This window comes from Nocardioides sp. SYSU D00038, from assembly GCF_016924665.1.
Lineage (GTDB): Bacteria > Actinomycetota > Actinomycetes > Propionibacteriales > Nocardioidaceae > Nocardioides.
Window position 1 is genome coordinate 15,454 of the sequence record NZ_JAFFJT010000013.1, and the last position, 26,397, is coordinate 41,850.

Consider the following 26,397-nt stretch of genomic DNA (forward strand, 5'->3'; position numbering starts at 1 on the left):
GGAGCGGTGCTGTTCCACCGCTCCCTGTCGCTCTCGACGTGCCGCTGCGGCCACGCGTCCGAGGCGCACCAGCACTACCGCCGCGGCACCGACTGCGCGGCCTGCGAGTGCCGCAGGTTCCGGATGACCGTGACGCTCGTGCGCCGCCAGCGCGACGGCGAGAGCCGGAGGGCACCGGGTGAGTCCCGCGCCGCGACGGCCTGAGGCCCGCCCCACCGCCACCGTCGTCGTCTGCGCCTACACCGAGGACCGCTGGGACGACATCGTCTCGGGCCTCGCCGGCGTCCGGTCCCAGACGGTCGCGCCGCTGGAGGTGCTGGTGGTCATCGACCACAACCCCGCGCTCCAGGCTCGCTGCGAGCGTGAGCTCACCGGCGTCCGGGTGGTGCCCAACACGCTCACCAAGGGTCTGTCCGGCGCCCGCAACACCGCCGTGGCCCTGGCCCGCGGCGAGGTCACGGTCTTCCTTGACGACGATGCCACCCCCGAGCCGCGGTGGCTCGAGCTGCTCCTGGCGGCGTACGACGACCCGCGGGTGCAGGCGGTGGGCGGCTCAGCCAGCCCGGTCTGGCCGGCGGGGCGGGGGCGACCCGATCAGCTCGCGCCCGAGCTCGACTGGGTCATCGGCTGCACCTACGTCGGGCAGCCCACCCGCCGCTCCGACGTGCGCAACCTGATGGGCTGCAACATGTCGTTCCGCACCTCGGTCTTCGCGGAGGTCGGCGGCTTCGACGAGACCGCCGGCCGGGTCGGCACGATCCCGCTGGGCTGCGAGGAGACCGAGCTGTGCATCCGGCTCACCCAGCGGGTGCCGGGGGCACGGGTGGTCTTCGAGCCGGCCGCGGTGGTGCACCACCACGTCACCGAGCCGCGCACCACCTGGGCCTACCTCCGCAGCCGCTCGATGGGCGAGGGCCTCTCGAAGGCGGCCATGGCCCGGCTCGTAGGAGCCGGCGACGCGACGTCGACCGAGCGCGACTACGTGCGGCGGGTGCTGACTGCCGGCGTCCGCCGCGAGCTCGCCCGCGGCCTGCGCGGCCGCGCCGCCGGCTGGCGCGGGGCGGCCGGCATCGTCACCGCGCTGGCCTGGACCTCGGTCGGCTACCTGCGCGGCCGCCTGGGACTCGGCTCCCGGATGGGCCGCACCGCGGCGGCGGGACGGGCCGGATGAGGGTCCTGATGCTGGCGCAGTTCTACCCGCCGGTCGTCGGCGGCGAGGAGCGCCACGTGCGCAACCTCTCCTGCGAGCTCGCCGCGCGCGGCCACGACGTCCACGTCGCGTGCCTCGACACCGCCGCCGGCCCGCCGCAGCAGGACCCCGGCGTCACCGTGCACGCGCTGGGCAACATCGGCCAGCGGGTGCCCGCGCTCTACCCCACGGCCGACCGCCCGCTGGCGCTGCCCGTGCCCGACCCGGTGGTCACCCGCGGCCTCAAGGCGCTGGTCGACCGGCTCCGGCCCGACGTCGTCCACGCCCACAACTGGATCGTGAACTCCTACCTGCCGCTGCGCGCCGCCCGCGCCCTGCCGCTGGTGCAGTCGCTCCACGACTACAGCCACGTGTGCCCGACCAAGCGGCTGATGTTCGAGGACGAGCCGTGCTCGGGTCCGGCGCCGCGCAAGTGCTTCACCTGCACCACCGACTGGTACGGCGCCGGCCGCGGGCCGGTGATCCAGGCGGCGGTCCGCGGCGGCCGGCCGGTGCGCAACCGGGCGGTCGACGTCTTCACGCCAGTCAGCCGGTTCGTCGGCGAGGCCAACCGCCTCGACGAGCAGGGCGTGCGCTGGCAGGTGGTGCCGAACTTCGTGCCCGACGCCCTCACCGAGCTCGACGCCCTGCCTCGCGACCCCGCGCTGCCCGCCGGCGACTACCTGTTCTTCGCCGGCGACGTCAGCGACCAGAAGGGGGTCGGCGCCATCCTGGGTGGCTGGCAGCGGCTCGACCCCGCGACCCGTCCCGAGCTGGTGCTGGTCGGCCGCGAGTCGATGGACCTCACCGGCCTGCCCCCGGGCGTGACCCGGCACGACAAGTGGGACCACGAGCGGGTGCTCTCGGGCTTCCAGCACGCGCTGGCCGCGCTGCTGCCGAGCAAGTGGCCCGACCCGTGCCCCACCACGGTGCTGGAGGCGATGGCGGTCGGCGCGCCGCTGGTGACCACCCACATGGGCGGCATCGCCGACATGGTCGTCGACGGCGAGTCCGCCCTCGTCGTCCCTCCCGGGGACGCCGCGGCGACCGGCGCGGCGATGGCCCGGATGGTCGCCGAGCCGGACCTGCGCGCCCGGCTCGCGGCCCGGGCGTCGGTGGAGGTGCGGCGCTACCTGCAGAGCCGGGTGGCCGCCGACCTCGAGGGGATCTACGCCTCGCTGGTGTGAGCCGCGCCGGTCTGGGTCGCGCCGGCCGCGACGGGCCGGGTGGCGTCGACGGCCGGGCGGCGTACGCGCAGCAGCACCCAGGTCACCGACGCCGAGACCAGCGCGGCGCCGAGCATGTGGAAGCCGACGAGCACCTCGGGCAGGTCGGTGAAGTACTGCACGAAGCCGATCGCGCCCTGCCCGAGCTCGATCGCGAGCAGCACCACGACCACCCGGCGCGCGTCGGGACGGCCCGCGGCCTGCACCGCGAGCAGCAGGCCCACGGTCAGGCCGACCAGCAGGAACACCACGTCGGCGTGCAGCTGGCTCCACTGCAGGGGGTCGAGGCCGTTGCGCTTGGCGTCGAGGTCGCCGGCGTGGGGGCCCGAGCCGGTCACCACGGTGCCGACGTAGAGCACCACCCAGGCGGTGGCGAAGGTGAGCCAGGCCAGCACCGCCAGCGGGCCGCTGCGCGGCGCCGGCAGCGGTGCGTCCACCGAGAGAAGGAACCGCACCGACAGCCCGATGATCGCCAGCGAGCACAGCAGGTGGAGCGAGACCACCCACGGGTTGAGGTCGGTCAGCACCGTGATCCCGCCGATCACGGCCTGGGCGGGGATGCCGAGCGCGAGCACCGTCGCCATGCCCCGCAGGTCGCGGCGCCGGGTGCCCCAGGCCGAGACGAACGTCGCGATCGCGATCGCCACCAGCACGAAGGTCAGCATCCGGTTGCCGAACTCGATGGCGGCGTGGAGGTCGAGCTCGCCGTGCGGGGTGTAGGAGCCCTCGGTGCAGCGCGGCCAGGTGGGGCACCCCAGGCCGGAGGCGGTCAGCCGCACCGCGCCGCCGGTCACCACCAGCACGCTGTTGGCGACCAGCGTGGCCCAGGCCAGCGCCCGCACCCACCTGCCGGCGAGCCCGACCCGCACCAGCACCCGCTCCCTCACTCCCACCGGAACGTCCTCGCGGTCAGGGCGGCGCCGACGACGGCCCAGCCGGCCAGCACCAGCAGGTGGGTCCAGCCGACGGTCCCGTCGACCAGGGCGTCGCGCATCGCCTCGCCCAGCGCGCCCGAGGGCAGCCACCGGACCAGGTCGCCGAACCCGCCGTACGCCGAGGCCGGCAGCACCACGGCACCGCCGGCGAGCAGCAGGAGGTAGACGAGGTTGGCCACCGCGAGGGTGGCCTCTGCGCGGAGCACGCCGGCGACGAGCAGCCCGAGCGAGGAGAACGCCGCGGTGCCGAGCACGACGGCCAGCAGCGCGCCCGCCCAGCCGCCGGCAGGGTCCCAGCCGAGGGCCAGCCCGACGCCGACCACCACGACCACCTGGAGCGTCTCGACCAGCACCAGCGCACCCACCTTGCCGGCGAGCAGCCCGGTGCGCGGCAGCGGGGAGGCACCCAGCCACTTGATGACGCCGTAGCGGCGCTCGAAGCCGGTCGCGATCGCCAGCGACGTGAACGCCGTCGACATCACCGCCAGCGCCAGCACGCCCGGGACGAACACGTCGACGACCGGGTGGTCGTAGTCGAGGCCGAGCCGGTCGGCGCCGCGCACGCCCCCGACCAGCACGATGACCGGGATGACGACCGCGATGAGCAGCTGCTCGCCGTTGCGCAGCATCAGCCGCGCCTCCATGCCGGCGTGGGCCAGCACCTGGCGGGGCAGCGGCGCCGCGGCGGGACGGGGGGAGAGGTCGAGGGTCACGGCACGAGCTCCCGGCCGGTGAGGGTGAGGAAGACGTCCTCGAGAGTGCGCCGGCCCAGGGAGAGCGACTCCGGGACCACGTCGTTGTGCTCGCACCAGCGCGAGACCCGGGCCAGCGTGGACGCGTCGGCCGGGCCGGTGACGACCAGGCTGAGCTCGTCGAGCAGGGTGACCTCGGTGCCGTCGCCCAGCGCCGCGCGCAGCGACTCGGGCGCCCCCGGCGGGAACGGCCGGGTCACCACGACCCGGATCGTCGAGACGCTGCCGCCGCGGGTCAGCTCCAGGGGCGAGCCCGAGGCGAGCAGCCGGCCGTGGTCGATCACGTGCACGTGGTCGGCGAGGCGCTCGGCCTCCTCCATGTAGTGCGTGGTGAGCACGACGGTGGCCCCGTCGGTGCGCAGCTGCTCGAGCAGCTCCCAGGTGGTGCGCCGGATCGCCGGGTCGAGCCCGGCGGTCGGCTCGTCGACGAAGACCAGCTCGGGCCGGCCCACCAGGGCCATCGCCAGCCCCAGCCGCTGCTGCTGACCGCCGGAGAGGCGCCGGTAGGGCGTGCGCCCGCAGTCGCCCAGGCCCAGCCGGTCGCCGAGCTCGTCGACGTCAAGGGGGTGGGCGTGTAGGGAGGCGACGTGGCGCAGCATCTCCATCGCACGCACGCCGCTCCAGGCCTGCCCGCCCTGAAGCATCACGCCGATCCGGGGGAGCAGCGCCTGCCGCTCCCGCACCGGGTCCAGGCCCAGCACCCGCACCGAGCCGGCCTGGGGGCGACGGTAGCCCTCGCAGGTCTCCAGCAGCGTCGTCTTGCCGGCGCCGTTGGGGCCGAGCACCGCGGTGATGGTGTGCCGGGCGACCGCGAGGGAGAGGCCGTCGAGGGCGGTGCGCTCGCCGTACCGCATCACCAGCCCCTCCACCGCCAACGCGGTCGGGGACGGCTCGGGCACCGCCTCAGTCTAGGGTCGGGGGGACGGCGGCCGGCCGAGGGGTTGGCGCCGCGACGACGGCGTACCGGCGCAGGCCTGGTAAGGGCCACCTCAGTAAGGCTGGGCTTACTTGAAGCCGTCACACCAATATCGGCACACTGGTGTTGTGGAATTCATCGAGGGCGTCGCGAGCAGCGACGACGGACCCACGCGACAGCGCGTCGCGCGGGCCATCCTCGTCAACGGGCCCTCCACCGCGGCGGCTCTCGCCGAGCGCCTGGCGCTGACCCCGGCCGCCGTCCGGCGCCACCTCGACCAGCTGGTCGAGGAGGGTGCCGTCGTGGCCCGCGAGCCGCGCAGCCGCGGTGCGCGCGGTCGCGGCCGGCCGGCCAAGGAGTTCGCGCTCACCGAGCACGGCCGCGAGGGCTTCGAGCAGCAGTACGACGACCTCGCCGTGCAGGCGCTGCGGTTCCTGGCCGAGACCGGGGGCGAGGCCGCGGTGCGGGAATTCGCGAACCGTCGGGTGGCGTTCATCGAGGAGAGGTTCGGGATGGTCCTCGCGGAGCACCCCGACCTCAGCCCCGCCGAGGTCCTGGCCCGCGTCTTCACCGACGAGGGCTACGCGGCCGGGGTGCGCGACCTGCTCCCGATCAACGGGCAGCACGTGGGGGAGCAGCTGTGCCAGCAGCACTGCCCGGTCTCCCACGTGGCCCACGAGTTCCCCCAGCTGTGCGAGGCCGAGACCGAGGCCATCGGTCGCGTCCTCGGCCGCCACGTGCAGCGGCTGGCCACCATCGCCCACGGCGACGGGGTCTGCACGACGTGCATCCCCAGCATTCCCGGCTCACCCGAGACCAGCACCACCAACGAGAAGGAGCGGGTCACCACATGACCTCGATCGAAGAGCTCAACCCCGAGCTGCAGGGCATCGGTCGCTACGACTTCGGCTGGAGCGACCCCGACGTCGCCGGAGCGACGGCCCAGCGCGGGCTCGACGAGGCCGTGGTGCGCGACATCTCGGCGAAGAAGAACGAGCCGCAGTGGATGCTCGACCTCCGCCTCAAGGGCCTCAAGCTGTTCCACCGCAAGCCGATGCCGACCTGGGGCTCCGACCTCGGCGGCATCGACTTCGACAACATCAAGTACTTCGTGCGCTCCTCGGAGAAGCAGGCCACCTCCTGGGAGGAGCTGCCCGAGGACATCAAGAACACCTACGACAAGCTCGGCATCCCCGAGGCGGAGAAGCAGCGCCTGGTCGCCGGCGTCGCCGCGCAGTACGAGTCCGAGGTCGTCTACCACTCGATCCGCGAGGACCTCGAGCAGCAGGGCGTGCTCTTCCTCGACACCGACACCGCGCTCAAGGAGCACCCCGAGCTCTTCCAGGAGTACTTCGGCACGGTGATCCCGGTCGGCGACAACAAGTTCGCCGCGCTCAACACCTCGGTCTGGTCGGGCGGCTCGTTCATCTACGTGCCGAAGGGCGTGCACGTCGACATCCCGCTGCAGGCCTACTTCCGGATCAACACCGAGAACATGGGCCAGTTCGAGCGGACGCTGATCATCGTCGACGAGGACGCCTACGTGCACTACGTCGAGGGCTGCACGGCGCCGATCTACTCCTCCGACTCGCTGCACTCCGCGGTCGTGGAGATCATCGTCAAGAAGGGCGGCCGCTGCCGCTACACGACGATCCAGAACTGGTCCAACAACGTCTACAACCTCGTCACCAAGCGCGCGACCTGCGAGGCCGGCGCGACGATGGAGTGGGTCGACGGCAACATCGGCTCCAAGGTGACGATGAAGTACCCCGCCGTCTACCTCATGGGCGAGCACGCCAAGGGCGAGACGCTCTCGATCGCGTTCGCCGGCGAGGGCCAGCACCAGGACGCCGGCGCCAAGATGGTGCACGCCGCCCCCCACACGTCGAGCTCGATCCTGAGCAAGTCGGTGGCCCGCGGCGGCGGCCGGACGTCCTACCGCGGCCTGGTCCAGGTCAACGAGGGCGCCTACGGCTCGAAGTCCAACGTGCTGTGCGACGCGCTGCTGGTCGACCAGATCAGCCGCAGCGACACCTACCCCTACGTCGACATCCGCGAGGACGACGTCTCGATGGGTCACGAGGCGAGCGTCTCGAAGGTCTCCGACGACCAGCTCTTCTACCTCATGTCGCGAGGCATGGAGGAGGACGAGGCGATGGCGATGATCGTCCGCGGCTTCGTGGAGCCGATCGCCAAGGAGCTCCCGATGGAGTACGCCCTCGAGCTCAACCGCCTGATCGAGCTGCAGATGGAGGGCGCGGTCGGCTGACGCCGGCCCCCGCCCCGAGGAACGACGCAGCACCGACCCACGTAGAGAGAACAGACAAGTGACTGTGACCGACACCGCCCGCGAGAGCGTGGCGGCGAGCCTCGAGCAGGACGGGGTGCAGAGCCACCTCAACCCGCCGCCGTCCTACGACCTCACCGACCACCCCGTGCCCACCGGGCGCGAGGAGGTCTGGCGGTTCACCCCGCTCAAGAGGCTGCGCGGCCTCCTCGACGGCGAGCCGTCCGCGGCCTCGCTGCGCTGGGAGACCGAGCTGCCGGGGGGCGTGACCCTGACCGAAGTCACCGGCGACGAGGCCGTCGGGCTCGGCGAGCTCGGACCCAACGACCGTCCCTCGGCCCTCGCGGTCGCCCACGCCGGTGGTGCGCGCCTGCTCGACGTGCCGGCCGACCTGGAGCTCGACGAGCCGGTCGTGCTGCACCTGCACGGCGAGTCGGCCGACGACCTGGTGTGGGGCCGGCTCGTGGTGCGGATCGGCGCGCACGCCCGCGCGACGGTCGTCATCAACCACACCGGCTCGGCGCGCTACTCCGCGATCACCACCGTGCTCGTCGGCGACGGCGCCTCGGTCAACGTGCTCACCCTGCAGGACTGGGACGACGACGCGGTGCACCTGGGCCGCGACGCCATCCGGGTCGGTCGCGACGCCTCGGTGCGGCACACCGCGATCTCCTTCGGCGGTGACCTGGTGCGGCTGCACGCCAACGTCGAGTACGCCGCCCCGGGCGGCGAGGCCGAGCTGCTCGGCCTGTACTTCGCCGACGAGGGCCAGCACCTCGAGCACCGGCTCTTCGCCGACCACAACGCGCCGCGCACCCGCAGCAACGTCCTCTACAAGGGCGCGCTGCAGGGCGAGGGCGCCCACACCGTGTGGATCGGCAACGTGCTGATCCGCAAGGTGGCCGAGGGCATCGAGACCTACGAGGAGAACCGCAACCTGGTCCTCTCCGACGGCTGCCAGGCCGACTCGGTGCCGAACCTCGAGATCGAGACCGGCGAGATCGAGGGTGCCGGGCACGCCTCGGCCACCGCCCGCTTCGACGACGAGCAGCTGTTCTACCTGCGCTCGCGCGGCGTCTCGGAGAAGGAGTCCCGGCGCCTGGTCGTGCACGGGTTCTTCAACGACCTGATCCGCAAGGTCGGCATCCCCTCGATCGAGGAGCGGCTGCTCGCGACGGTCGAGGCCGAGCTGGCCAAGAACGTGCTCCGGGACGTCGACGCATGACGTTCGTGCGCGCCTGCCTGGTCGCCGACGTGCCCGCCGACGAGGCGCTCGGCGTCTCGCTCGGCGACCTCGAGGTCGCGGTCGCCCGCGACGGCGAGGAGCTGTTCGCCATCCAGGACCTCTGCTCCCACGCGGCGGTCGCGCTGTCGGAGGGCGAGGTCGCCGACTGCACGGTCGAGTGCTGGCTGCACGGCTCGCGCTTCGACCTCCGCACCGGCAAGCCCACCGGCCTCCCGGCCACCGAACCGGTCGCGACCTTCCCCGTGGAGGTCCGCGACGACGCCGACGGAGCCGCTGTCTACGTCGACACCACCACCACCCTGAACGGAGTCACCCCTTCATGAGCGAGCTCGTCATCCAGGACCTGCAGGTGTCCGTCGACACCGAGGACGGGCCCAAGGAGATCCTCAAGGGCGTCACGCTGACCATCAAGGACGGCGAGACCCACGCGATCATGGGCCCCAACGGCTCGGGCAAGTCGACCCTGGCCTACTCGGTCGCCGGTCACCCCAAGTACACCGTCACCGGCGGCAGCGTGACCCTCGGCGGCGAGGACGTGCTGGCCATGTCGGTCGACGAGCGCGCCCGCGCCGGCCTGTTCCTCGCGATGCAGTACCCCGTGGAGGTGCCGGGCGTCTCGGTCGCGAACTTCCTGCGCACCGCCAAGACCGCCATCGACGGCGAGGCCCCGAAGCTGCGTACCTGGGTCAAGGACGTCAACGGCGTGCTGGGCAACCTGAACCTCGACCCGACCTTCGCCCAGCGCTCGGTCAACGAGGGCTTCTCCGGCGGCGAGAAGAAGCGCCACGAGATCGCGCAGCTCGAGCTGCTCGACCCGAAGGTCGCGATCCTCGACGAGACCGACTCCGGCCTCGACATCGACGCGCTCAAGATCGTGTCGGAGGGCGTCAACCGGTTCCGCGCCCAGGAGGGCAAGGGCGTCCTGCTGATCACGCACTACACGCGGATCCTGCGCTACATCCAGCCCGACTACGTCCACGTCTTCGTCGACGGCCGGGTCGCCGAGCAGGGCGGTCCCGAGCTGGCCGACCAGCTCGAGGCCGAGGGCTACGACAAGTACGTCAAGGCGGCCGCGGCCCGGGCCTGACGCCCCCGCCCGACCCGACCCGACCCCACCGCTAGGAGACCGCATGGACGGCCTGCTCCCCGAGCTGGAGGTGGTCCGCAAGGACTTCCCCATCCTCGAGCGCACGCTCGCCGGTGGCGTACCGCTGGTCTACCTCGACAGCGCGAACACCTCCCAGAAGCCGCAGGTGGTCATCGACACGATGGTCGACCACCTCGAGCGCCACAACGCCAACATCGCCCGCGCCATGCACCAGCTCGGCGCGGAGTCGACCGAGGCGTTCGAGAACGCCCGGGACACCGTGGCGGCGTTCCTCAACGCGCCGAGCCGCGACGAGGTGATCTTCACCAAGAACGCCTCCGAGGCGCTCAACCTGGTGGCCAACACCCTCGCCTGGGCGACCGGCGACCTCGCCGTCGGCCCCGGCGACGAGGTGGTGATCACCGAGATGGAGCACCACTCCAACATCGTGCCGTGGCAGCTGCTCACCGAGCGCAAGGGCGCGACGCTGCGCTGGTTCGGGCTGACCGACGACGGCCACCTCGACCTCACGAACCTCGACGAGCTGGTCAACGAGCGCACCAAGGTCGTCTCGCTGACCTGGGTCTCCAACATGCTCGGAACGGTCAACCCGGTGGCCCGGATCGCCGCCCGCGCCCACGAGGTGGGCGCGATCGTGGTGGTCGACGCCTCCCAGGCGGTGCCCCAGCTGCCCGTCGACGTCGCGGCGAGCGGTGCCGACCTGCTGGCGTTCACCGGCCACAAGTGCGTCGGGCCCACCGGCATCGGGGTGCTCTGGGGGCGGCGCGAGGTGCTCGACCAGCTGCCGCCGTTCCTGGGGGGCGGCGAGATGATCGAGACCGTCCGGATGGAGGGCTCGACCTACGCCGGCATCCCGCACAAGTTCGAGGCCGGCACCCCGCCGATCGTGGAGGCCGTCGGCCTCGGTGCCGCGCTGGAGTACCTCGGTCACCTCGGCATGGACGCCGTGCACGCGCACGAGCAGGCGATCACCGCCTACGCCCTGGAGGGGCTGGCCACCGTGCCCGGCCTGACCGTCCTGGGCCCCACGGTGGCCGCCGAGCGCGGGGGAGCGATCTCGTTCGAGATCGACGGCGTGCACCCCCACGACGTCGCCCAGGTGCTCGACTCCCGCGGCGTCGCCGTCCGCGCCGGCCACCACTGCGCCAAGCCGGCGCACGCCCGCTTCGGCGTGCAGAGCTCGACCCGGATGTCGTCGTACCTCTACACGACGCCGGGCGAGATCGACGCGCTGGTCGAGGCGCTGCACTACACCCGTTCCTACTTCAAGCTGGGGTGAGCGCATGTCCACCGAGCTCGACGCGCTGTACCAGGAGATCATCCTGGACCACTACAAGAACCCCCACCACCAGGGCCTGCGCGACCCGTTCGAGGCCGAGGTCCACCACGTCAACCCGACGTGCGGCGACGAGGTGACCCTGCGGGTCCACCTGGCCGAGAGCGAGGGGACCACCGTCGTCGAGGACGTCTCCTACGACGCGGTGGGCTGCTCCATCTCCCAGGCCTCGGCCTCGGTGCTCACCGACCTGGTGATCGGCAAGCCCCTCGACGAGGCGCTCGCGGTGCACCAGGAGTTCCTGACCCTGATGCAGGGCAAGGGCACCGTCGAGCCGGACGAGGAGGTGCTGGAGGACGGCATCGCGTTCGCCGGCGTCGCCAAGTTCCCGGCCCGCGTCAAGTGCGCCCTCCTGTCCTGGATGGCGTGGAAGGACGCGACCGCCCGCGCCGGCACCACCGCCGGCACCCCGACCGAGGAGGCCACCCATGGCTGAGACCCACCCCACCGTCGACCACGGCGACCTGCCCGAGGTCCCCGAGGCCGCAGCCCCCGCGGCGCCGTCGGGCGCCACCGCCACCGCGACCGTCGACGACATCACCGAGGCGATGAAGGACGTCGTCGACCCCGAGCTGGGCATCAACGTCGTCGACCTCGGCCTGGTCTACGGCGTCCACGTGGACGAGAAGTCCAACGTCGTGCTCGACATGACGCTCACCTCGGCGGCCTGCCCGCTCACCGACGTGATCCAGGACCAGACCAACTCCGCGCTCGAGGGCCTGGCCGCCGACGTGGCGATCAACTGGGTCTGGATGCCGCCGTGGGGCCCGGACAAGATCACCCCCGACGGCCGCGAGCAGCTGCGGGCGCTCGGCTTCAACGTCTGAGCGCTCGCGCCTCGCTGGTGCCGGTGGGCTAGCGTCGGGCCCATGTCCTCCGACGCGCCGCTCGACGGTCCCAGCAGCACCGGTGGTCCCGACGGCCCGCCCCCCGAGGTGAGCGGCGAGGTCGAGGCGTTCTGGGCGCTGGCCAGCCGCTCGGCGCGCCTGTCGAACCTGCCCGGGTACCTCGGCCCGACCGCCATCGCCTCGGTGATGCCGCCCGCCTGGAGCCTGGGCAGCACGCCCGAGCAGGCCGACGAGCTGGCCACGCTGGTCGAGACCGGCGCCAAGACCGCCACCGCGAGCGCGCACGACGACTACGCCGCGGCGGGGGAGCCGCTGCCCGAGCCGGGCACCCTCGGCATCGTCCTCGACGGCCGGGGCAGCCCGCGCGCCCTGGTGGTGACGACCGAGGTCGAGGTGCTGCCCTTCGCCGAGGTCAGCGACGACCACGCCGCCGCCGAGGGCGAGGGCGACGGGTCGCTGGGCGACTGGCGCCGGCGCCACGAGCAGTTCTTCGCCGAGACGGCGACCGGCGGGTTCCGCGAGGACATGCTGGTCGTTCTGGAGCGCTTCCGGGTGCTCCACACCCGCGACTGAGTCGTGACCGCGGTGCTGGTGCCCGCCGCCCGGCTGGTGCGGTGGGTCGACAACTTCTCGACCCGGCACGGCGGCGTCGACCTCGCCGTCGCCGACGGCGCCCTGACCGGCGCCGGTGCCGACGGGTCGACGTTCGCGGCCCGGCTGCCGTTCGCGGCGTCGTACGACGGCCCCGCGGACCCCGCGGCGCTGGCCGACGCGGTGGTCGCGCCGGCCGCCTGGGGCGTGCTGCTGGTGCGCAAAGGCGGCTTCGCGGTCGCCCGGCTGGCCGGCGACCGGATGGGGGAGTCGAAGGTGGGGCAGCGCCACGTGCAGGGGCGCACCAAGGCCGGCGGGCAGTCGCAGCAGCGCTTCGCCCGGCGCCGCGACAACCAGGCCCGGCAGGCCTACGAGGCGGCCGCCGAGCACGCCGTGCGGATCCTGGGCGACGTCCGGGTGGTGGTCGCCGGCGGCGACCGGCCCGCGGTCGAGGAGGTGCTGGCCGACCCCCGACTGCGGCACGTCGAGGTCGTCGAGCCCTGGCTGCCGGTGCCCGACCCGCGGCGCGCGGTGCTCGAGGGCGCGGTCTCCGACGCCTGCGCGGCACGGATCGAGGTCGTCAACGCCGGGGAACGGTGAGCCGTGCGCCTGCTGCTGATGTCGGACACCCACCTGCCCAAGCGGGCCCGCGACCTGCCCGAGCCGCTGTGGGCCGAGGTCGACCGCGCCGACGTCGTCGTCCATGCCGGCGACTGGGTGGAGGAGCCGCTGCTCGACGAGCTGGAGGAGCGCAGCCGGCGGCTCGTCGCCTGCTGGGGCAACAACGACGGCCCCGGCCTGCGCGCGCGGCTCCCCGAGGTGGCCCGGGCGACGCTCGGCGGGGTGCGGCTCGCCGTGGTGCACGAGACCGGGCCGGCCCGGGGCCGCGAGGAGCGGTGCGCGGCGACGTACCCCGACGTCGACGTGCTGGTCTTCGGGCACAGCCACATCCCCTGGGACACCACCACGACCACCGCCGACGGCCGGCCGCTGCGGCTGCTCAACCCCGGCTCGCCCACCGACCGCCGGCGCCAGCCCCACCACACCTGGCTGACCGCGACGGCAGCCGACGGCCGGCTCTCCGACGTACGACTGCACCGGCTGCCGCCCCGGCCCCCGGCACCGCGCCGGTGACCTCGGGCGCCCGTGCGGGGTAGTCACGGGCGAACGGCAGGTGGTTGCGGGCGGTTCGGGTGCCGAACGTCCGTGACTACCGCGCCGTGCGGGTCCGGTCACTCCCGCACGGCGTCGGGGTCAGCCGCGTGGGGGCGCCCGCGGGGGCCGGCGATCGGCTAGCGTCCGGAGCATGTGGCAGCCGGATCCGGCCTGGCACCCCCTCCCAGGCGGTGCCGGACCCTCCACGTTGGGCGTCTGGCGCACCGTCCTCGGCGGCCGGCCGGTCGTGGTCAAGCGACTCGCCCGCCCCGCCGAGCACGACCCCGCCGAGCTGCGCGACCCGCACCACTTCGCCTACTGGCGCCGCGCCGCCGACGTGGTGACGGCCGGGCTGGTGCTCGACACCCCGGGCCTGCGGGCGCCGCGGCTGACCGCGGTCGACGAGGACGACGAGGGCGTCACCCTCACCGAGGACTGGGTCGAGGACGCCGCGACCAGCGGCCTGTTCCGCGCCCACGCGCTCGCCCGCTTCGCCGGCGCCCGGCTCGAGCCGGCCGACTGGCTGGCCCGCGACCAGCTGCGCGACCGGCTGCGGCGCACCGAGCGCCAGGGCGGGTGGCGGACGCTGGCCCGGACGACCGTCGCCGACGTCGCGGACCACCTCTGGCAGCGGCGGGAGCGGATGCTCGGCGAGCTCGACGGGTTGCCGCAGGTACTCCAGCACGGCGACCCGGTGCCGGGCAACCTGCCGGGCCGCGACGGCGACGAGGTGGTCGCCGTCGACTGGGCCACCCTGGGCCGGGGGCCGGTCGGCGGCGACCTGGGGCTGCTCGCGCTCCAGGCCCGCGAGGAGTTCGAGCCGCTGCTCGAGGCCTACGTCCTCGGCCTGCCCGAGGGGCTGGCGACGCCCGAGGAGGCGGCGCTGGGCGCCCGGGTGACGGCCGTGCTCACCGCGCTCAGCCGCGCGGAGTGGGCACTGTCGCGGGTCGCCGGTGGCGAGGGCGCGCTGGCCGGCAAGTACCGCCACCCCGCGGTGGCACCTCACCTGCGCGCGCTGCAGCGCCAGTTCCCCCAGCTCGAGGCGCTGCTCGAGCGCTCCTGAGCCGTCAGCCCAGGTCGCGGGCGGCGAAGGTGTCGCAGTCGCGCAGGGTGCCGCCCTCGAGCCCGATCCGGAACCAGCGCATCCGCTGCGCCGAGGAGCCGTGGGTCCAGCCGTCGGGGTCGACGCGGCCGCCGGACGCCTCCTGGATGCGGTCGTCGCCGACGGTCTTGGCGGCGTCGAGCGCCTCGCTGATGTCGCCGTCGTCGATCGACTCGAAGATGCGGGTGCCGGAGTCGTCGGTGGAGTCGACCGCCCCCTTGGTCCACATGCCGGCGTAGCAGTCGGCCTGGAGCTCGAGGCGCACCGCGTCGCTCTCCGGGCCCTGCTGGGTGCGGACCTTGCCCATGGTCCCGAGCAGGTTCTGGACGTGGTGGCCGTACTCGTGGGCGAGCACGTAGGGCTCGACGAAGTCGCCGCCCTGCCCGCCGAGCTGGCCCTCCAGGACGTCGTCGAAGAACGTCGAGTCGAGGTAGATCGTTCGGTCGGCCGGGCAGTAGAACGGCCCCACCGCCGAGCTCGCGCTCCCGCAGCCCCGGGTCTGCACGCCGTTGCTGAAGGTGACGACGTCGGTGGGCGTGAAGTCGGTGCCGGACTGCTGCGGGAGGGTGGCGCTCCAGAAGCTCCGCAACGACACCTCGACCGCCTTGCGGGCGCAGTCGGCGCTCTCGTTGGCGTCGGCGCCACTGCGGCACTCGGCGTAGCGGTCGGCGCCGTCGGAGCCGACCGACCCGCCGCCGTCGTCGCTGCCGAGCAGGTTGCCGCCCACGCCCGTGCACTGGGTGAGCACGAGGAAGAGCAGGATGATCACGACGCTACCGATGCCGCCCCGCCCCCCGATGCCGCTCGGGATCGGCAACCCCCGGCCGAGCCCGCCGCCGCTCGAGCCGCGGCCGGCGTCGCGGGTGCGGCCGGTGTCGATCCGGGCCTTGGGGTTGAAGCGCATCGAGACTCCCGTCACCTGGGGGGCTACCGGGGCGTCGGTACCCGCGCCGCCGCCAATACACTAGTCCCAGTCATGATCACCGCCTCCCAGCTGGAAGTCCGGGCCGGGGCGAGACTGCTCATGGAGAACGTCAGCTTCCGCGTGGCGCCCGGCGACAAGGTCGGGCTCGTCGGTCGCAACGGCGCCGGCAAGACCACGCTCACGAAGATCCTCGCGGGCGAGGCGCTGCCGGCCGCCGGCGCGGTCACGACCACCGGCGAGGTCGGCTACCTCCCGCAGGATCCCCGCACCGGCGACCCGGACATGTTGGCGCGCGAACGCATCCTGTCCGCGCGCGGCCTCGACGACGTCGTACGCCGGCTGCGCAGCGCCGAGGCCGAGATGGGCAGCGACGACCCGGCGGTCGCCGAGCGGGCGATGCGCCGCTACACCCGCGCCGACGCCGAGCTGCACGCCGGCGGCGGCTACGCGGCCGAGTCGGAGGCCGCGACGATCGCGGCCAGCCTCGGCATCGCCGAGCGGATCCTCGGCCAGCCGCTGCGGACCCTCTCGGGCGGCCAGCGCCGCCGGGTCGAGCTGGCCCGGATCCTGTTCTCGGCAGCCGACACCCTGCTGCTCGACGAGCCCACCAACCACCTCGATGCCGACTCCATCGTGTGGCTGCGCGACTTCCTCAAGTCCTACCCTGGCGGGCTGATCGTGATCAGCCACGACAACGACCTGCTCGAGACCACCGTCAACAAGGTGCTCCACCTCGACGCCAACCGCACGGTGATCGACGTCTACAACATGGGCTGGCGGGCCTACCTCACCCAGCGCGAGACCGACGAGCGGCGTCGCAAGCGGGAGCGGCAGAACGCCGAGTCGAAGGCCAAGACGCTCACCGACCAGGCCAACCGGATGCGGGCCAAGGCCAGCAAGGCCTCGGCGGCGCAGTCGATGCTCAAGCGCGCGGAGAAGATGATGGCCGGCGTCGAGGCCGAGCGGCAGGCCGACAAGGTGGCCCGGATCAAGTTCCCGGCCCCGGCGCCGTGCGGCCGTACCCCGCTGACCGCGGCCGAGCTGTCGAAGTCCTACGGTTCGTTGGAGGTCTTCACCGACGTCGACCTGGCGATCGACAAGGGCTCGCGGGTGGTCATCCTCGGGCTCAACGGTGCGGGCAAGACCACGCTGCTGCGGATCCTGGCCGGCGTCGACCGCTCCGACACCGGCAAGGTGGTCCCGGGCCACGGGCTCAAGATCGGCTACTACGCCCAGGAGCACGAGACCCTCGACGTCGACCGCACGGTGCTGGAGAACATGCAGGCCGCCGCGCCCCAGCTCACCGACACCGAGGCCCGCGCGGTGCTCGGCTCGTTCCTGTTCTCGGGCGAGGACGCCCACAAGCCCGCCAAGGTGCTCTCCGGCGGCGAGAAGACCCGGCTGGCCCTGGCCAGCCTGGTGGTCTCGAGCGCCAACGTGCTGCTGCTCGACGAGCCCACCAACAACCTCGATCCCGCTTCCCGCGAGGAGGTGCTGGCCGCGATCCGCACCTACGAGGGCGCGATCGTGCTCGTCACCCACGACGAGGGCGCCGTACGGGCCCTCGAGCCCGACCGGGTGCTGCTGCTGCCCGACGGCGACGAGGACCTCTGGAACGACGACTACGCCGACCTGGTGTCGCTGGCCTGACCGGTCGCGCCGGTGGCTCGGGTGTCGCCGCCGCTTCCTAGACTCGCGGCATGACTCCCGACGCCCTGGCCGCCGCCGGCCTGCAGGTCACCTCCGACGGCCCGGTCACCACCGTCACCCTCGACCGGCCGGAGGTCCGCAACGCGCAGACCCCGGCCATGTGGCGGGCACTCGCCGCCGTGGGGGCGGGGCTCGGCGACGAGACCCGGGTGGTGGTGGTCCGCGGCAGCGGCGCGTCGTTCTCGGCCGGGCTCGACCGCACCCTGATGAGCCCGGGCACCGCTCCCGCGGGGGTGGAGTCCGTGGCCGACCTGTTCGCCAGGAGCGACGACGAGATGGCCGCCACGATCGACGACTACCAGCGGGGCTTCACCTGGCTGCGCGACCCGCGCTGGGTCTCCGTGGCCCAGGTTCACGGCCACGCCGTCGGTGCCGGCTTCCAGCTCGCGCTCGCCTGCGACCTGCGGGTGGTGGCCGACGACGCGTCGTTCTGCATGAAGGAGGCGGCGCTGGGCCTGGTGCCCGACCTGACCGGAACAAAGCCGCTGGTCGAGTGCGTTGGCCCGATGCGGGCGCTCGAGATCTGCGCCACGGCACGCCCGGTGGGCGCCGCCGAGGCCGTGGAGATCGGGCTGGCGCTGGCCTCCGTGCCGGTCGACGCGCTCCCGGGCGCGGTGGCCGACCTCGTGGCCGCGCTGACCGCGCCGCTCCCGGGGGCGGTGCGCGAGATCACGGCGCTGCTCAGGGGCGCGGCGGGACGCAGCGACGACGAGCAGCGTCGCCTGGAGCGGGAGGCGCAGGTGCGCCGCTTCCGCGAGGTGGCGGCGGTGCTGGGCGGCTGACCCACCCACGACGGAGACGAGGAGGCCAGCAGTGTCGGGGATGTACGGCGCCCAGTCGGCGTGGCGGAGCATCCGCTCCGACCGCAGCGTGGTCGACGCGCGCCTCGACCGGCGGATCCTGCGCCGGGTCCTCGGCTTCGCCGGCCCCCACCGCCGCCTGATCGCGGTCTTCCTGGCCGTCACAGTGCTCAACTCCGGCATGGTCGTGGTGACCCCGCTGCTGGTGCAGCGGATCATCGACGACGGCATCCTCGGCGGCGACGGCGGCCTGATCACGGTGCTGGCCCTGGCCATGGTCGGCGCCACCGTGGTCAGCGGCGTGCTGTCGATCCTCGGCGGCTGGCTCTCCTCGCGGATCGGCGAGGGCCTGATCTTCGACCTGCGCACCCGCGTCTTCGCCCACGTGCAGCGTCAGTCGCTGGCGTTCTTCACCCGCACCCAGACCGGGGCGCTGGTCTCGCGGCTCAACAACGACGTCATCGGCGCGCAGCGCGCGTTCACCTCGACCCTCGGCGAGAGCGTCTCCAACACGATCGCGGTCCTGGTCGTCGGCATCACCATGCTCGCCCTGAGCTGGGAGGTGACCCTGCTCTGCCTCGGCACCTTCCCGCTGCTGCTGCTCGCCTCGCGCTGGGTCGGCAAGCGGCTGCAGGGGCTGACCCGCGACCAGATGGACGGCAACGCCGACCTCGGCAACACCATGACCGAGCGGTTCAACGTCGGCGGCGCGATGCTGCTTAAGCTCTTCGGCCGCCGCGACGAGGAGGACGCCCAGTTCGCGGTGAAGGCCGCGCGGGTCCGCGACCTGGGTGTGCGGATCTCGTTGACCACCCGGATCTTCGGCACCGCGATGATGGCGGTGCCCGCGCTCGCGACCGCACTGGTCTGGGGCGTCGGCGGGCACCTCGCCCTCGACGGCGGCCTGACCATCGGCACCCTGGGCGCGCTGGCCACCCTGCTGCTGCGGCTGCTCGGGCCGCTGCAGGGGCTGTCCAACATCCGGGTCGACGTGATGACCGCGCTGGTCAGCTTCGACCGGGTCTTCGAGGTGCTCGACCTGCCCTCGCTGATCGCGGAGCGACCCGACGCCGTCGCGCTGCCACCCTCGGCCGGCCGGCTGGAGTTCGACCGGGTCTCGTTCGGCTACCCCCGCGCCGACGACGTCTCGCTGGCCTCGCTCGAGACGGTGGCGCGCGCGCCGTCGTCCGACCACGGGCTGGTGCTCTCCGACATCTCCTTCACCGCCGAGCCCGGCCAGATGGTGGCCCTGGTCGGTCCCTCGGGAGCCGGCAAGACCACGATCACCCACCTGGTCGCCCGGCTCTACGACGTGCGCGAGGGCGCGGTGCGCATCGACGGCCACGACGTGCGCGACGTGACGCTCCAGTCGCTCGAGGACGTCGTCGGCTACGTCACCCAGGACGCGCACATGTTCCACGACACGATCCGGGCCAACCTGCTCTACGCCCGTCGCGGCGCCGACGACCAGCAGATCTGGGCGGCGCTCGAGGCGGCCCAGGTCGCCGACCTGGTGCGCAGCCTCCCCGACGGGCTCGACACGGTGGTGGGCGACCGCGGCTACCGGCTCTCCGGCGGCGAGCGGCAGCGGCTGGCCATCGCCCGGCTGCTGCTCAAGGCGCCGTCGGTCGTGGTGCTCGACGAGGCGACCGCCCACCTCGACAGCGAGTCGGAGGCGGCGGTGCAGTTCGCGCTCGACGCGGCGCTGCAGGGGCGCACCTCGCTGGTGATCGCCCACCGGCTCTCCACCGTGCGCAACGCCGACCAGATCCTCGTCGTCGACGGCGGCCGGATCGTCCAGTCCGGCACCCACTCCGAGCTGCTCGCGCAGGGCGGCCTCTACGCCGACCTGCACCGCACCCAGTTCCTCGACGACCTCGACGACCTGACCGCGCCGACCACCGGCTGACTCACACGCGCCGACCCGGGCCCGCTACGCCGACCCGGCCCCCGTGCGGTCGCGCGCGGGGGAGCGGCGGCGCGGCCGGTCGGAGCGCGGCCCGTGCCGCCACTCGTCCCAGAGCAGGTAGAGGAAGCCGAAGACGGCCAGCACGCCGAAGAACCACCACTGCAGGCCGTAGAAGAAGTGCGGGCCGTTGTCGAGCTCGGGCAGCTCGACGGGCTCGAGCCCCTCGGCCGGCTCGCCGTCCTCCGACTTCAGCTCCACCCAGCCGCCGTACACCGGCAGGCCGACGGCCTCACCGATCCGGTCGCTGTCGACCGCCCGCGTGGACAGGTCGTCGACAGCGGTGCTGTCGCCCGAGCCATCGGCGCGCACCCAGCCGACGACCTCGACCTCGCCGCTCGGCGGGGGCGGCACGTCGTCGCGCTCGGTGCCGCGCGGATCGGTCTCGACCCAGCCCCGGTCGACCAGCAGCGCTGTGCCGTCGGCGGTCACCAGCGGCACCACCACGTCGACCCCCGAGGCGCCGTCGCGGGTGCGGTAGCGGACCACCACGGTGCGCTCGGCGTCGTAGCTGCCGGTGGCCGAGACCAGCCTCCACTCGGCGTCGTCGGCGACCTCGCCGCCGACGGTGAGCACGTCGCCGACCGGGGCGGGTGGCCGGTCCTCGTTGGCGCGGACCACGGCGTTGTCGGCCTTGCGGTCCTCGAGCCGGTCGAACTGCCACTGGCCCAGCCACCAGGCGCCCGTCGCGAGCAGCGCCACCGCGATCGCGAACAGGCCCCACCGGCGGACCAGGGCGACGCGGTTGGATGCCACGGGTCTCACGCTATCCGCCGGGGCGGCACCCCCTCGTAGAGTGGTCCCCATGCAGCCGTTGGCGGACAGGTACGGCCGGGTGGCCACCGACCTCCGGGTCTCGCTCACCGACCGCTGCAACCTGCGCTGCACCTACTGCATGCCCGCCGAGGGCCTCGACTGGCTGCCCGGCGAGGAGGTGCTCACCGACGACGAGGTGGTGCGCCTGGTCGGCGTCGCGGTCGAGCGGCTCGGCGTCCGCGAGGTGCGCTTCACCGGCGGCGAGCCGCTGCTGCGCCGCGGCCTGGTCGACATCGTGGCCCGGGTCAAGCGGCTGGCGCCCGCGCCCGAGGTCTCGCTCACCACCAACGCGCTCGGCCTGGCCCGCACCGCCGCGGCCCTCGCCGCCGCGGGCCTCGACCGGGTCAACGTCAGCCTCGACACCGTGCGCCCCGAGACGTTCGCGGCGATCACCCGCCGGGCCCGGCTCGACGACGTGGTGGCCGGCCTCGAGGCGGCTCGCGCCGCGGGGCTGGGGCCGGTCAAGGTCAACGCCGTGCTGATGCGCGGCGTCAACGACGACCAGGCGCCCGAGCTGCTGCGCTGGTGCCTCGACCGCGGCTACGAGCTGCGCTTCATCGAGCAGATGCCGCTCGACGCCCAGCACGGCTGGGACCGCGGCGCGATGGTCACCGCCGACCAGATCCAGGCCGCGCTCGAGGCGGCGTACACGCTCACGCCTGCGGTGGAGCCGCGCGGCAGCGCCCCGGCCGAGCTGTTCACCGTCGACGGCGGCCCCGGCACGGTCGGCATCATCGCCTCGGTCAGCCGGCCGTTCTGCGGCGACTGCGACCGGGTGCGGCTCACCGCCGACGGCCAGGTGCGCAACTGCCTCTTCGCCCGCGAGGAGTCCGACCTCCGCGCGGCGCTCCGCTCGGGCGCCAGCGACGCCGAGCTCGCCGCCCGGTGGGTCACCGCGATGGCCGGCAAGCTCCCCGGCCACGGCATCGACGACCCCACCTTCCTCCAGCCCGACCGCCCGATGTCCGCCATCGGGGGCTGACCACGCTGCGCCGAGTCGTCGTTACTCGGCACGAGTAACGACGACTCCGCGGGGGTCAGGAGGGGGGGGGGACGACGTCCGTGAGGAACGACCGGGCGCCGAGGAAGTCGGAGAGCGACTCGCGGTGGTCGTCGCACGCCAGCCACACCTTGCGGCGGTCGGGCGTGTGCAGCCGGGGGTTGTTCCAGAGCAGCTGCCAGGTGGCCGGCTGCTGGCAGCCCTTGGCCGAGCAGGTGGCGGGGCCCTCGGGCTCGGCGTGGTCCGCGGTCACCGGGGGCTCCGAACGGCGAGGGAGGGGAGCGTGGGTGGTGCCGGGCAACCACGGGGACAGCTGTCCGGCACCACGCTGCGACCGGGGCCGGGGCCTCGGCTGCCGGGAAAGTCTCGCACGCCGGTCGGGGAAGTCAACGCCGGTCCGGACCGCGGTCCGGACCCGCCCCGAGCTGCGGGTGGAGGTCGCCGGGGGAGACGAGGTCGAGCCGGTCGTCGGTGCGCGTGGCGGCGGCGTTCGCCATCACGACGGCGACGTAGGGCAGCACCAGCGCCCCGGCGATGAGGAACCAGCACAGCAGCCCGGGGCCGACGATCACCGCGCCGATGAAGCACGCCGAGCGCAGGCTCATCGAGAGGAGGTAGCGCTTCTGGCGCTGGGCGATGTCGGCGTTGCGGCTGGCGGCGACGGTGGTGATGCGCACTGCCTCGTCCTGCCTCGCCCGGGTGGCCATGCCTCCAGCGTACGGGGCGGGGGGCGGCACTAGTCTGTGTCTCCCACCACTCCAGGAGGACCGATGTCCAACCGCACCTACCGCGTCACCGAGATCGTCGGCACGTCCCCGGAGGGCATCGACGCAGCCATCCGCAACGGCGTCGAGCGGGCGGGCAGGACCCTGCGCCACCTCGACTGGTTCGAGGTCACCCAGGTGCGCGGCCACGTCAAGGACGGCACCGTCGAGCACTTCCAGGTCGGCATGAAGGTCGGCTTCCGCCTCGAGGACGACGAGTGACCCGCACCGCGGGCGCCCGGTTGGGTCTACGCGGCAGTAATCACTAGCGTCGCCCGGGTGACCGACCAGACACCCGAGACCGGCCGCTCGGTCCTCGTGACCGGAGGCAACCGCGGCATCGGCCGCGCCATCGCGGAGGCGTTCGTCGCCGCCGGCGACCAGGTGGCGGTGACCACCCGCAACGGCGGCGCCCCCGACGGCACCCTCGACGTCCGCTGCGACGTGACCGACCCCGAGGCGATCGAGGCGGCGTTCGCGACCGTCGAGGAGGCGCACGGCCCGGTCGAGGTGCTGGTCGCCAACGCCGGCATCACCCACGACACGCTGCTGGTCCGGATGAGCGACGACGACTGGCAGGGCGTGCTCGACACCAACCTCACCGGCTCGTTCCGGCTCGCCCGCCGCGCGGTGGCGAAGATGATGCGGCTGCGCCGCGGCCGGATCGTCTTCGTCTCCTCCGTGGTGGGGCTGCTCGGCTCGGCCGGCCAGGTCAACTACGCGGCGTCGAAGTCCGGGCTGGTCGGCATGGCGCGGTCGATCGCCCGCGAGTACGGCTCGCGCGGCATCACCGCGAACGTCGTCGCCCCGGGCTTCGTGGAGACCGACATGACCGGCGTGCTCACCGACGAGCAGCGCACGGCGATCAAGGCGCAGGTGCCGCTGGGGCGCTACGCCACGCCCGACGAGGTCGCCTCGGCGGTCACCTGGCTCGCCGGCGACGGCGCGGCGTACGTGACCGGCGCGGTGATCCCCGTCGACGGCGGACTCGGCATGGGTCACTGAGAGGACTCGGACATGACAGGCATCCTCGACGGCAAGCGGATCCTGGTCGCAGGCGTGACCATGGACTCCTCGATCGGCTTCGCCGTGGCGAAGTACGCCCAGGAGCAGGGCGCGACCGTGCTGATCTCCAACTTCGGCCGGGCGCTCGGCATCACCCGCCGGATCGCGAAGCGGCTGCCGCAGGAGCCGCCGGTGCTCGAGCTCGACGTCACCGACGACGACCACCTGGCCGGCCTCGCCGACCAGGTGCGCGAGCACCTGGGTGAGGGGGGCGGGCTGGACGGCGTGGTCCACTCGATCGCCTACGGCAACCCCGAGACCTTGCTCGGCGGCCGGTTCCTCGAGGGTCCCTGGCCCGACGTGGCCCAGGCGGTGCAGGTCTCGGCGTACTCGCTGACCTCGCTCACCGAGGCCTGCCGCCCGCTGATGGGCCCGGGCGGCTCGGTGGTGGGGCTGACCTTCGACGCCACGGTCGCGTGGCCGGCGTACGACTGGATGGGGGTGGCCAAGGCGGCGCTGGAGTCGTCCTCGCGCTACCTCGCCCGCGACCTCGGCCCGCACGGCATCCGGGTCAACCTGGTCTCGGCCGGGCCGCTGCGCACGCTGGCGGCCAAGGCGATCCCCGGGTTCTCCGACCTGGAGGACATGTGGACCACGCGGGCGCCGCTCGGCTGGGACAACGCCGACCACGAGCCCACCGCGAAGGCTGTCTGCGCCCTGCTCTCGGACCTGTTCCCGGCGACGACCGGTGAGATCGTGCACGTCGACGGCGGTTTCCACGCCATGGGTGCCTGAGCCCGACCCCGAGTCGGTAGCGTCTCCCGGGTGACGTCGGGCGCGCTCGTGGAGCTGCGGGTCCTCGAGGGCCCCAACCTGTACTTCCCGCGCGCCGCCGTCAAGCTCACCCTCGACGTCGGCGACCTGCTGACGGCCCCGGTGGCCGAGGCGAGGGCGCTGGCCGCCGCGGTCGGGCTCACCTCGGCCCGACCGGGGGAGCCGGGCAGCGGGTTCCGCGAGCGGTTCGTGCTGCGCTTGGTCGAGCGGGTGGTGCGCGCCGTCGCGCGATCGGCCGGCACGACGCGCCTCGCCGTCCGGGTGCGCAGCGGACCGGAGCCGGGCCAGGTCGTCGCGGCCTACCCCTGGCGGCACCGGCTGCGCGCCGAGGAGCTGGGCCGCGGGGTGGCCGCGGTGCTCGACGCGGCAGCCACCGGCCCGGACGACGATCTCGACGCGGCGATCGCGACCGCCGGGACGCGGGTGCGAGTGAGCGAGCCGGGGCCGGGTCCCCGGACGATCACGCCGCGCATCCCGGTCGTCGCCGTGACCGGCACCAACGGCAAGACCACCACCTCGCGGATGATCGCGCACGTCGCCCGGACCGGCGGGCTGCTGGTCGGCTGGAGCAACACCGACGGCATCTACGTCGACGGACGACTGGTCGAGGCGGGCGACTACTCCGGTCCCAGCGGCGCCGGCCGGGTGCTGGCGCACCCGGAGGTCGAGCTCGCGGTCACCGAGACCGCTCGGGGCGGCATCCTCCTCAGGGGCATCGGGCTCACCCGCAACGATGTCTCGGTGGTCACCAACGTCTCGGCCGACCACCTCGGCCTGCACGGCATCGACACCGTCGACCAGCTCGCCGAGGTCAAGGGCGTGGTGCCCCGGATCACGCGCGCCGGCGGCTGGGCGGTGCTCAACGGCGACGATCCGCGGGTGCTGGCGATGCGCACCACGCTGAAGGCGCGACCGTGGGTGTTCAGCCGCGACCCCGAGTCGCCCGGCGTGCGCGAGGTGCTCACCCACGGCGGGCGCGCGACCACCGTGATCGACGGCTGGGTCACCGTGCTCGACGGCGGCGCCGACCCGCTGCCGTTGGTCGAGCTGGTCGACGTGCCGATGACCCTGGCCGGGCTGTCGCGCTTCAACGTCGAGAACACCCTCGCCGCCGCCTCGGCGGCGCTGGCGATCGGTCTCGATCCGGAGGTGGTCCGCGCCGGCCTGCGCGACTTCAAGCCCGACGCCGAGCACAACCCCGGCCGGATGAACGTGTTCAGCGTCGGCGAGGTCACCGTCGTGGTCGACCTCGCCCACAACGAGGCGGGTCTCGAGGCGCTGCTGGAGATCATGGCCGGCGTGCGCCGCCCCGGCGGGCGGCTGCTGCTCGGTCTCGGGGTCGTGGGCGACCGCACCGACGAGCTGATCGTCGCGATGTCCGAGGTCGCGGCGCGCGACGCCGACCTGCTGGTGCTGGGGCACAAGGAGCGTTACCTCCGCGGTCGCTCCACCGAGGAGCTCGAGGCACTGGTGCGCGGCGGGGCAGCCCGGGTCGGCGTGAGCCGGGTGCCGGCGTACGACACCGAGGTGGCGACCCTGGCCGCGCTCGTCGAGCAGGCGCACCCGGGCGACGTGGTGGGACTGATGTGCCACGCCGAGCGGCAGGAGGTCTACGACTGGATCGCGGGCCGGGGCGGCAGCCCCGACGACCCCGCGACGCTGCGGGCCAAGGTGCGCGCCGCAGCGGGCCCGTCGTGACCCGCAGCCTCGCGCCCCCGGCCGGCGGCGGCCGGATGCGGTTGCTGCTCGGCACCCTCGCCGCCGTCGCGGTGGCCGTCGCCGCCGTCGTCGGCGTGCTCGTGGTGGGGGGGGGGGGGCCCGCCCCCCCCCCCCCCCGCGCGCCCCCCCCCCCCCCCCCCCGCGCCCCCCCCCCCCCGGGCCGGGCC

General features: G+C 73.7%; 30 protein-coding genes. 23 read left to right on the plus strand and 7 right to left on the minus strand.

The window, feature by feature from the left end; genetic code table 11:
• Positions 1 to 6 precede the first annotated feature (6 nt).
• The 3 genes from JT721_RS06825 to JT721_RS06835 are packed head-to-tail and all read left to right on the plus strand — an operon-like array spanning position 7 to position 2,376.
• Positions 7 to 204 carry a hypothetical protein gene (locus JT721_RS06825; RefSeq protein WP_205472207.1) on the plus strand — a complete coding sequence of 66 codons (198 nt, stop codon included), beginning with the start codon at positions 7 to 9 and terminating at the stop codon, positions 202 to 204.
• The gene (locus JT721_RS06830) at positions 179 to 1,171 is read left to right on the plus strand and encodes a glycosyltransferase family 2 protein (protein ID WP_205472208.1); all 993 of its coding nucleotides are present in this window, start codon (positions 179 to 181) and stop codon (positions 1,169 to 1,171) included. Before JT721_RS06825 ends, JT721_RS06830 begins: the two co-directional genes overlap by 26 nt.
• Before the next feature lie 8 nt (positions 1,172 to 1,179).
• Entirely contained in the window at positions 1,180 to 2,376 is a 1,197-nt protein-coding gene (locus JT721_RS06835) for a glycosyltransferase family 4 protein (RefSeq protein ID WP_205472209.1), read from the plus strand.
• Here the strand turns inward: JT721_RS06835 and JT721_RS06840 are convergent.
• Genes JT721_RS06840 through JT721_RS06850 form a run of 3 tightly spaced genes read right to left on the minus strand, consistent with a single transcriptional unit; the run spans position 2,358 to position 5,001 of the window.
• A complete protein-coding gene (locus JT721_RS06840) occupies positions 2,358 to 3,308 on the minus strand; it encodes a COX15/CtaA family protein (RefSeq protein ID WP_307827924.1) in 951 nt (316 codons plus the stop codon). The two genes, JT721_RS06835 and JT721_RS06840, sit on opposite strands and share 19 nt — an antisense overlap.
• Positions 3,299 to 4,063 carry an ABC transporter permease gene (locus tag JT721_RS06845; protein WP_307827925.1) on the minus strand — a complete coding sequence of 255 codons (765 nt, stop codon included), beginning with the start codon at positions 4,061 to 4,063 and terminating at the stop codon, positions 3,299 to 3,301. Before JT721_RS06845 ends, JT721_RS06840 begins: the two co-directional genes overlap by 10 nt.
• A complete protein-coding gene (locus tag JT721_RS06850; RefSeq protein ID WP_307827926.1) occupies positions 4,060 to 5,001 on the minus strand; it encodes an ABC transporter ATP-binding protein in 942 nt (313 codons plus the stop codon). Before JT721_RS06850 ends, JT721_RS06845 begins: the two co-directional genes overlap by 4 nt.
• Before the next feature lie 145 nt (positions 5,002 to 5,146).
• Between JT721_RS06850 and JT721_RS06855 the strand changes: the two genes are divergently transcribed.
• The 12 genes from JT721_RS06855 to JT721_RS06910 all read left to right on the plus strand — a co-directional run bounded on the left by JT721_RS06855 (position 5,147) and on the right by JT721_RS06910 (position 14,652).
• Positions 5,147 to 5,872 (plus strand): helix-turn-helix domain-containing protein, encoded by a 726-nt coding sequence (locus JT721_RS06855; protein WP_307827927.1) that lies wholly within the window; start codon positions 5,147 to 5,149, stop codon positions 5,870 to 5,872.
• Positions 5,869 to 7,287: a Fe-S cluster assembly protein SufB gene (gene sufB, locus JT721_RS06860; protein ID WP_205472210.1), complete on the plus strand. Its 1,419-nt coding sequence runs from the start codon at positions 5,869 to 5,871 to the stop codon at positions 7,285 to 7,287. Before JT721_RS06855 ends, sufB begins: the two co-directional genes overlap by 4 nt.
• 64 nt (positions 7,288 to 7,351) lie before the next feature.
• A complete protein-coding gene (gene sufD / locus JT721_RS06865) occupies positions 7,352 to 8,530 on the plus strand; it encodes a Fe-S cluster assembly protein SufD (RefSeq protein ID WP_307827928.1) in 1,179 nt (392 codons plus the stop codon).
• Positions 8,527 to 8,874 (plus strand): non-heme iron oxygenase ferredoxin subunit, encoded by a 348-nt coding sequence (locus tag JT721_RS06870; protein ID WP_205472212.1) that lies wholly within the window; start codon positions 8,527 to 8,529, stop codon positions 8,872 to 8,874. The genes sufD and JT721_RS06870 overlap by 4 nt, the downstream gene beginning before the upstream one ends.
• Positions 8,871 to 9,638, plus strand: coding sequence for a Fe-S cluster assembly ATPase SufC (gene sufC / locus JT721_RS06875; protein ID WP_205472213.1), 768 nt, complete (start codon positions 8,871 to 8,873; stop codon positions 9,636 to 9,638). Before JT721_RS06870 ends, sufC begins: the two co-directional genes overlap by 4 nt.
• 43 nt (positions 9,639 to 9,681) lie before the next feature.
• On the plus strand, positions 9,682 to 10,938 hold the full coding sequence (locus JT721_RS06880) for a cysteine desulfurase (protein WP_205472214.1): 1,257 nt from the start codon (positions 9,682 to 9,684) through the stop codon (positions 10,936 to 10,938).
• Positions 10,939 to 10,942: 4 nt separating this feature from the next.
• On the plus strand, positions 10,943 to 11,431 hold the full coding sequence (gene sufU / locus JT721_RS06885) for a Fe-S cluster assembly sulfur transfer protein SufU (protein WP_205472215.1): 489 nt from the start codon (positions 10,943 to 10,945) through the stop codon (positions 11,429 to 11,431).
• A complete protein-coding gene (locus JT721_RS06890) occupies positions 11,424 to 11,822 on the plus strand; it encodes a metal-sulfur cluster assembly factor (RefSeq protein ID WP_205472216.1) in 399 nt (132 codons plus the stop codon). The genes sufU and JT721_RS06890 overlap by 8 nt, the downstream gene beginning before the upstream one ends.
• Before the next feature lie 42 nt (positions 11,823 to 11,864).
• Positions 11,865 to 12,416, plus strand: coding sequence for an ASCH domain-containing protein (locus JT721_RS06895; RefSeq protein WP_205472217.1), 552 nt, complete (start codon positions 11,865 to 11,867; stop codon positions 12,414 to 12,416).
• A 3-nt stretch (positions 12,417 to 12,419) separates the two neighbouring features.
• Positions 12,420 to 13,034 (plus strand): acVLRF1 family peptidyl-tRNA hydrolase, encoded by a 615-nt coding sequence (locus JT721_RS06900; protein ID WP_205472218.1) that lies wholly within the window; start codon positions 12,420 to 12,422, stop codon positions 13,032 to 13,034.
• Positions 13,035 to 13,037: 3 nt separating this feature from the next.
• On the plus strand, positions 13,038 to 13,568 hold the full coding sequence (locus tag JT721_RS06905) for a metallophosphoesterase (RefSeq protein WP_205472219.1): 531 nt from the start codon (positions 13,038 to 13,040) through the stop codon (positions 13,566 to 13,568).
• A gap of 172 nt (positions 13,569 to 13,740) precedes the next feature.
• Positions 13,741 to 14,652, plus strand: a complete 912-nt coding sequence (locus JT721_RS06910) for a phosphotransferase (RefSeq protein WP_205472220.1) — start codon at positions 13,741 to 13,743, stop codon at positions 14,650 to 14,652.
• Positions 14,653 to 14,656: 4 nt separating this feature from the next.
• Here JT721_RS06910 and JT721_RS06915 read toward each other — a convergent pair whose 3' ends face one another.
• Positions 14,657 to 15,595, minus strand: a complete 939-nt coding sequence (locus tag JT721_RS06915) for a neutral zinc metallopeptidase (RefSeq protein WP_205472221.1) — start codon at positions 15,593 to 15,595, stop codon at positions 14,657 to 14,659.
• A gap of 72 nt (positions 15,596 to 15,667) precedes the next feature.
• Here JT721_RS06915 and JT721_RS06920 point away from each other — a divergent pair, with 72 nt between their 5' ends.
• From JT721_RS06920 to JT721_RS06930, 3 genes are read left to right on the plus strand one after another with little or no spacing between them, the layout of a single operon-like run.
• A complete protein-coding gene (locus tag JT721_RS06920; RefSeq protein ID WP_205472222.1) occupies positions 15,668 to 17,266 on the plus strand; it encodes an ABC-F family ATP-binding cassette domain-containing protein in 1,599 nt (532 codons plus the stop codon).
• Between the two features lie 50 nt (positions 17,267 to 17,316).
• Entirely contained in the window at positions 17,317 to 18,108 is a 792-nt protein-coding gene (locus JT721_RS06925) for an enoyl-CoA hydratase/isomerase family protein (protein WP_205472223.1), read from the plus strand.
• Between the two features lie 40 nt (positions 18,109 to 18,148).
• Positions 18,149 to 20,035: an ABC transporter ATP-binding protein gene (locus JT721_RS06930; RefSeq protein WP_205472236.1), complete on the plus strand. Its 1,887-nt coding sequence runs from the start codon at positions 18,149 to 18,151 to the stop codon at positions 20,033 to 20,035.
• 24 nt (positions 20,036 to 20,059) lie between these two features.
• On the opposite strand, the gene JT721_RS06935 is transcribed toward JT721_RS06930, so the two are convergent.
• Positions 20,060 to 20,848, minus strand: coding sequence for an SURF1 family protein (locus JT721_RS06935; RefSeq protein ID WP_307827929.1), 789 nt, complete (start codon positions 20,846 to 20,848; stop codon positions 20,060 to 20,062).
• Between the two features lie 49 nt (positions 20,849 to 20,897).
• Between JT721_RS06935 and moaA the strand changes: the two genes are divergently transcribed.
• Entirely contained in the window at positions 20,898 to 21,890 is a 993-nt protein-coding gene (gene moaA, locus JT721_RS06940; protein ID WP_205472224.1) for a GTP 3',8-cyclase MoaA, read from the plus strand.
• A 55-nt stretch (positions 21,891 to 21,945) separates the two neighbouring features.
• Here the strand turns inward: moaA and JT721_RS06945 are convergent, their stop codons facing one another.
• Positions 21,946 to 22,161, minus strand: a complete 216-nt coding sequence (locus JT721_RS06945) for an acetone carboxylase (protein ID WP_205472225.1) — start codon at positions 22,159 to 22,161, stop codon at positions 21,946 to 21,948.
• Positions 22,162 to 22,294: 133 nt separating this feature from the next.
• Complete coding sequence (locus JT721_RS06950) at positions 22,295 to 22,615, minus strand: DUF3099 domain-containing protein (protein WP_205472226.1); 321 nt, start codon at positions 22,613 to 22,615, stop codon at positions 22,295 to 22,297.
• A 63-nt stretch (positions 22,616 to 22,678) separates the two neighbouring features.
• Here JT721_RS06950 and JT721_RS06955 point away from each other — a divergent pair, with 63 nt between their 5' ends.
• The 4 genes from JT721_RS06955 to JT721_RS06970 are packed head-to-tail and all read left to right on the plus strand — an operon-like array spanning position 22,679 to position 26,209.
• Positions 22,679 to 22,894 carry a dodecin gene (locus JT721_RS06955; protein WP_205472227.1) on the plus strand — a complete coding sequence of 72 codons (216 nt, stop codon included), beginning with the start codon at positions 22,679 to 22,681 and terminating at the stop codon, positions 22,892 to 22,894.
• Between the two features lie 57 nt (positions 22,895 to 22,951).
• Positions 22,952 to 23,677: a 3-oxoacyl-ACP reductase FabG gene (gene fabG, locus JT721_RS06960; protein ID WP_205472228.1), complete on the plus strand. Its 726-nt coding sequence runs from the start codon at positions 22,952 to 22,954 to the stop codon at positions 23,675 to 23,677.
• Positions 23,678 to 23,689: 12 nt separating this feature from the next.
• The gene (gene fabI / locus JT721_RS06965) at positions 23,690 to 24,472 is read left to right on the plus strand and encodes an enoyl-ACP reductase FabI (protein ID WP_205472229.1); all 783 of its coding nucleotides are present in this window, start codon (positions 23,690 to 23,692) and stop codon (positions 24,470 to 24,472) included.
• A 30-nt stretch (positions 24,473 to 24,502) separates the two neighbouring features.
• A complete protein-coding gene (locus JT721_RS06970; RefSeq protein WP_205472230.1) occupies positions 24,503 to 26,209 on the plus strand; it encodes a Mur ligase family protein in 1,707 nt (568 codons plus the stop codon).
• Positions 26,210 to 26,397 lie beyond the last annotated feature (188 nt).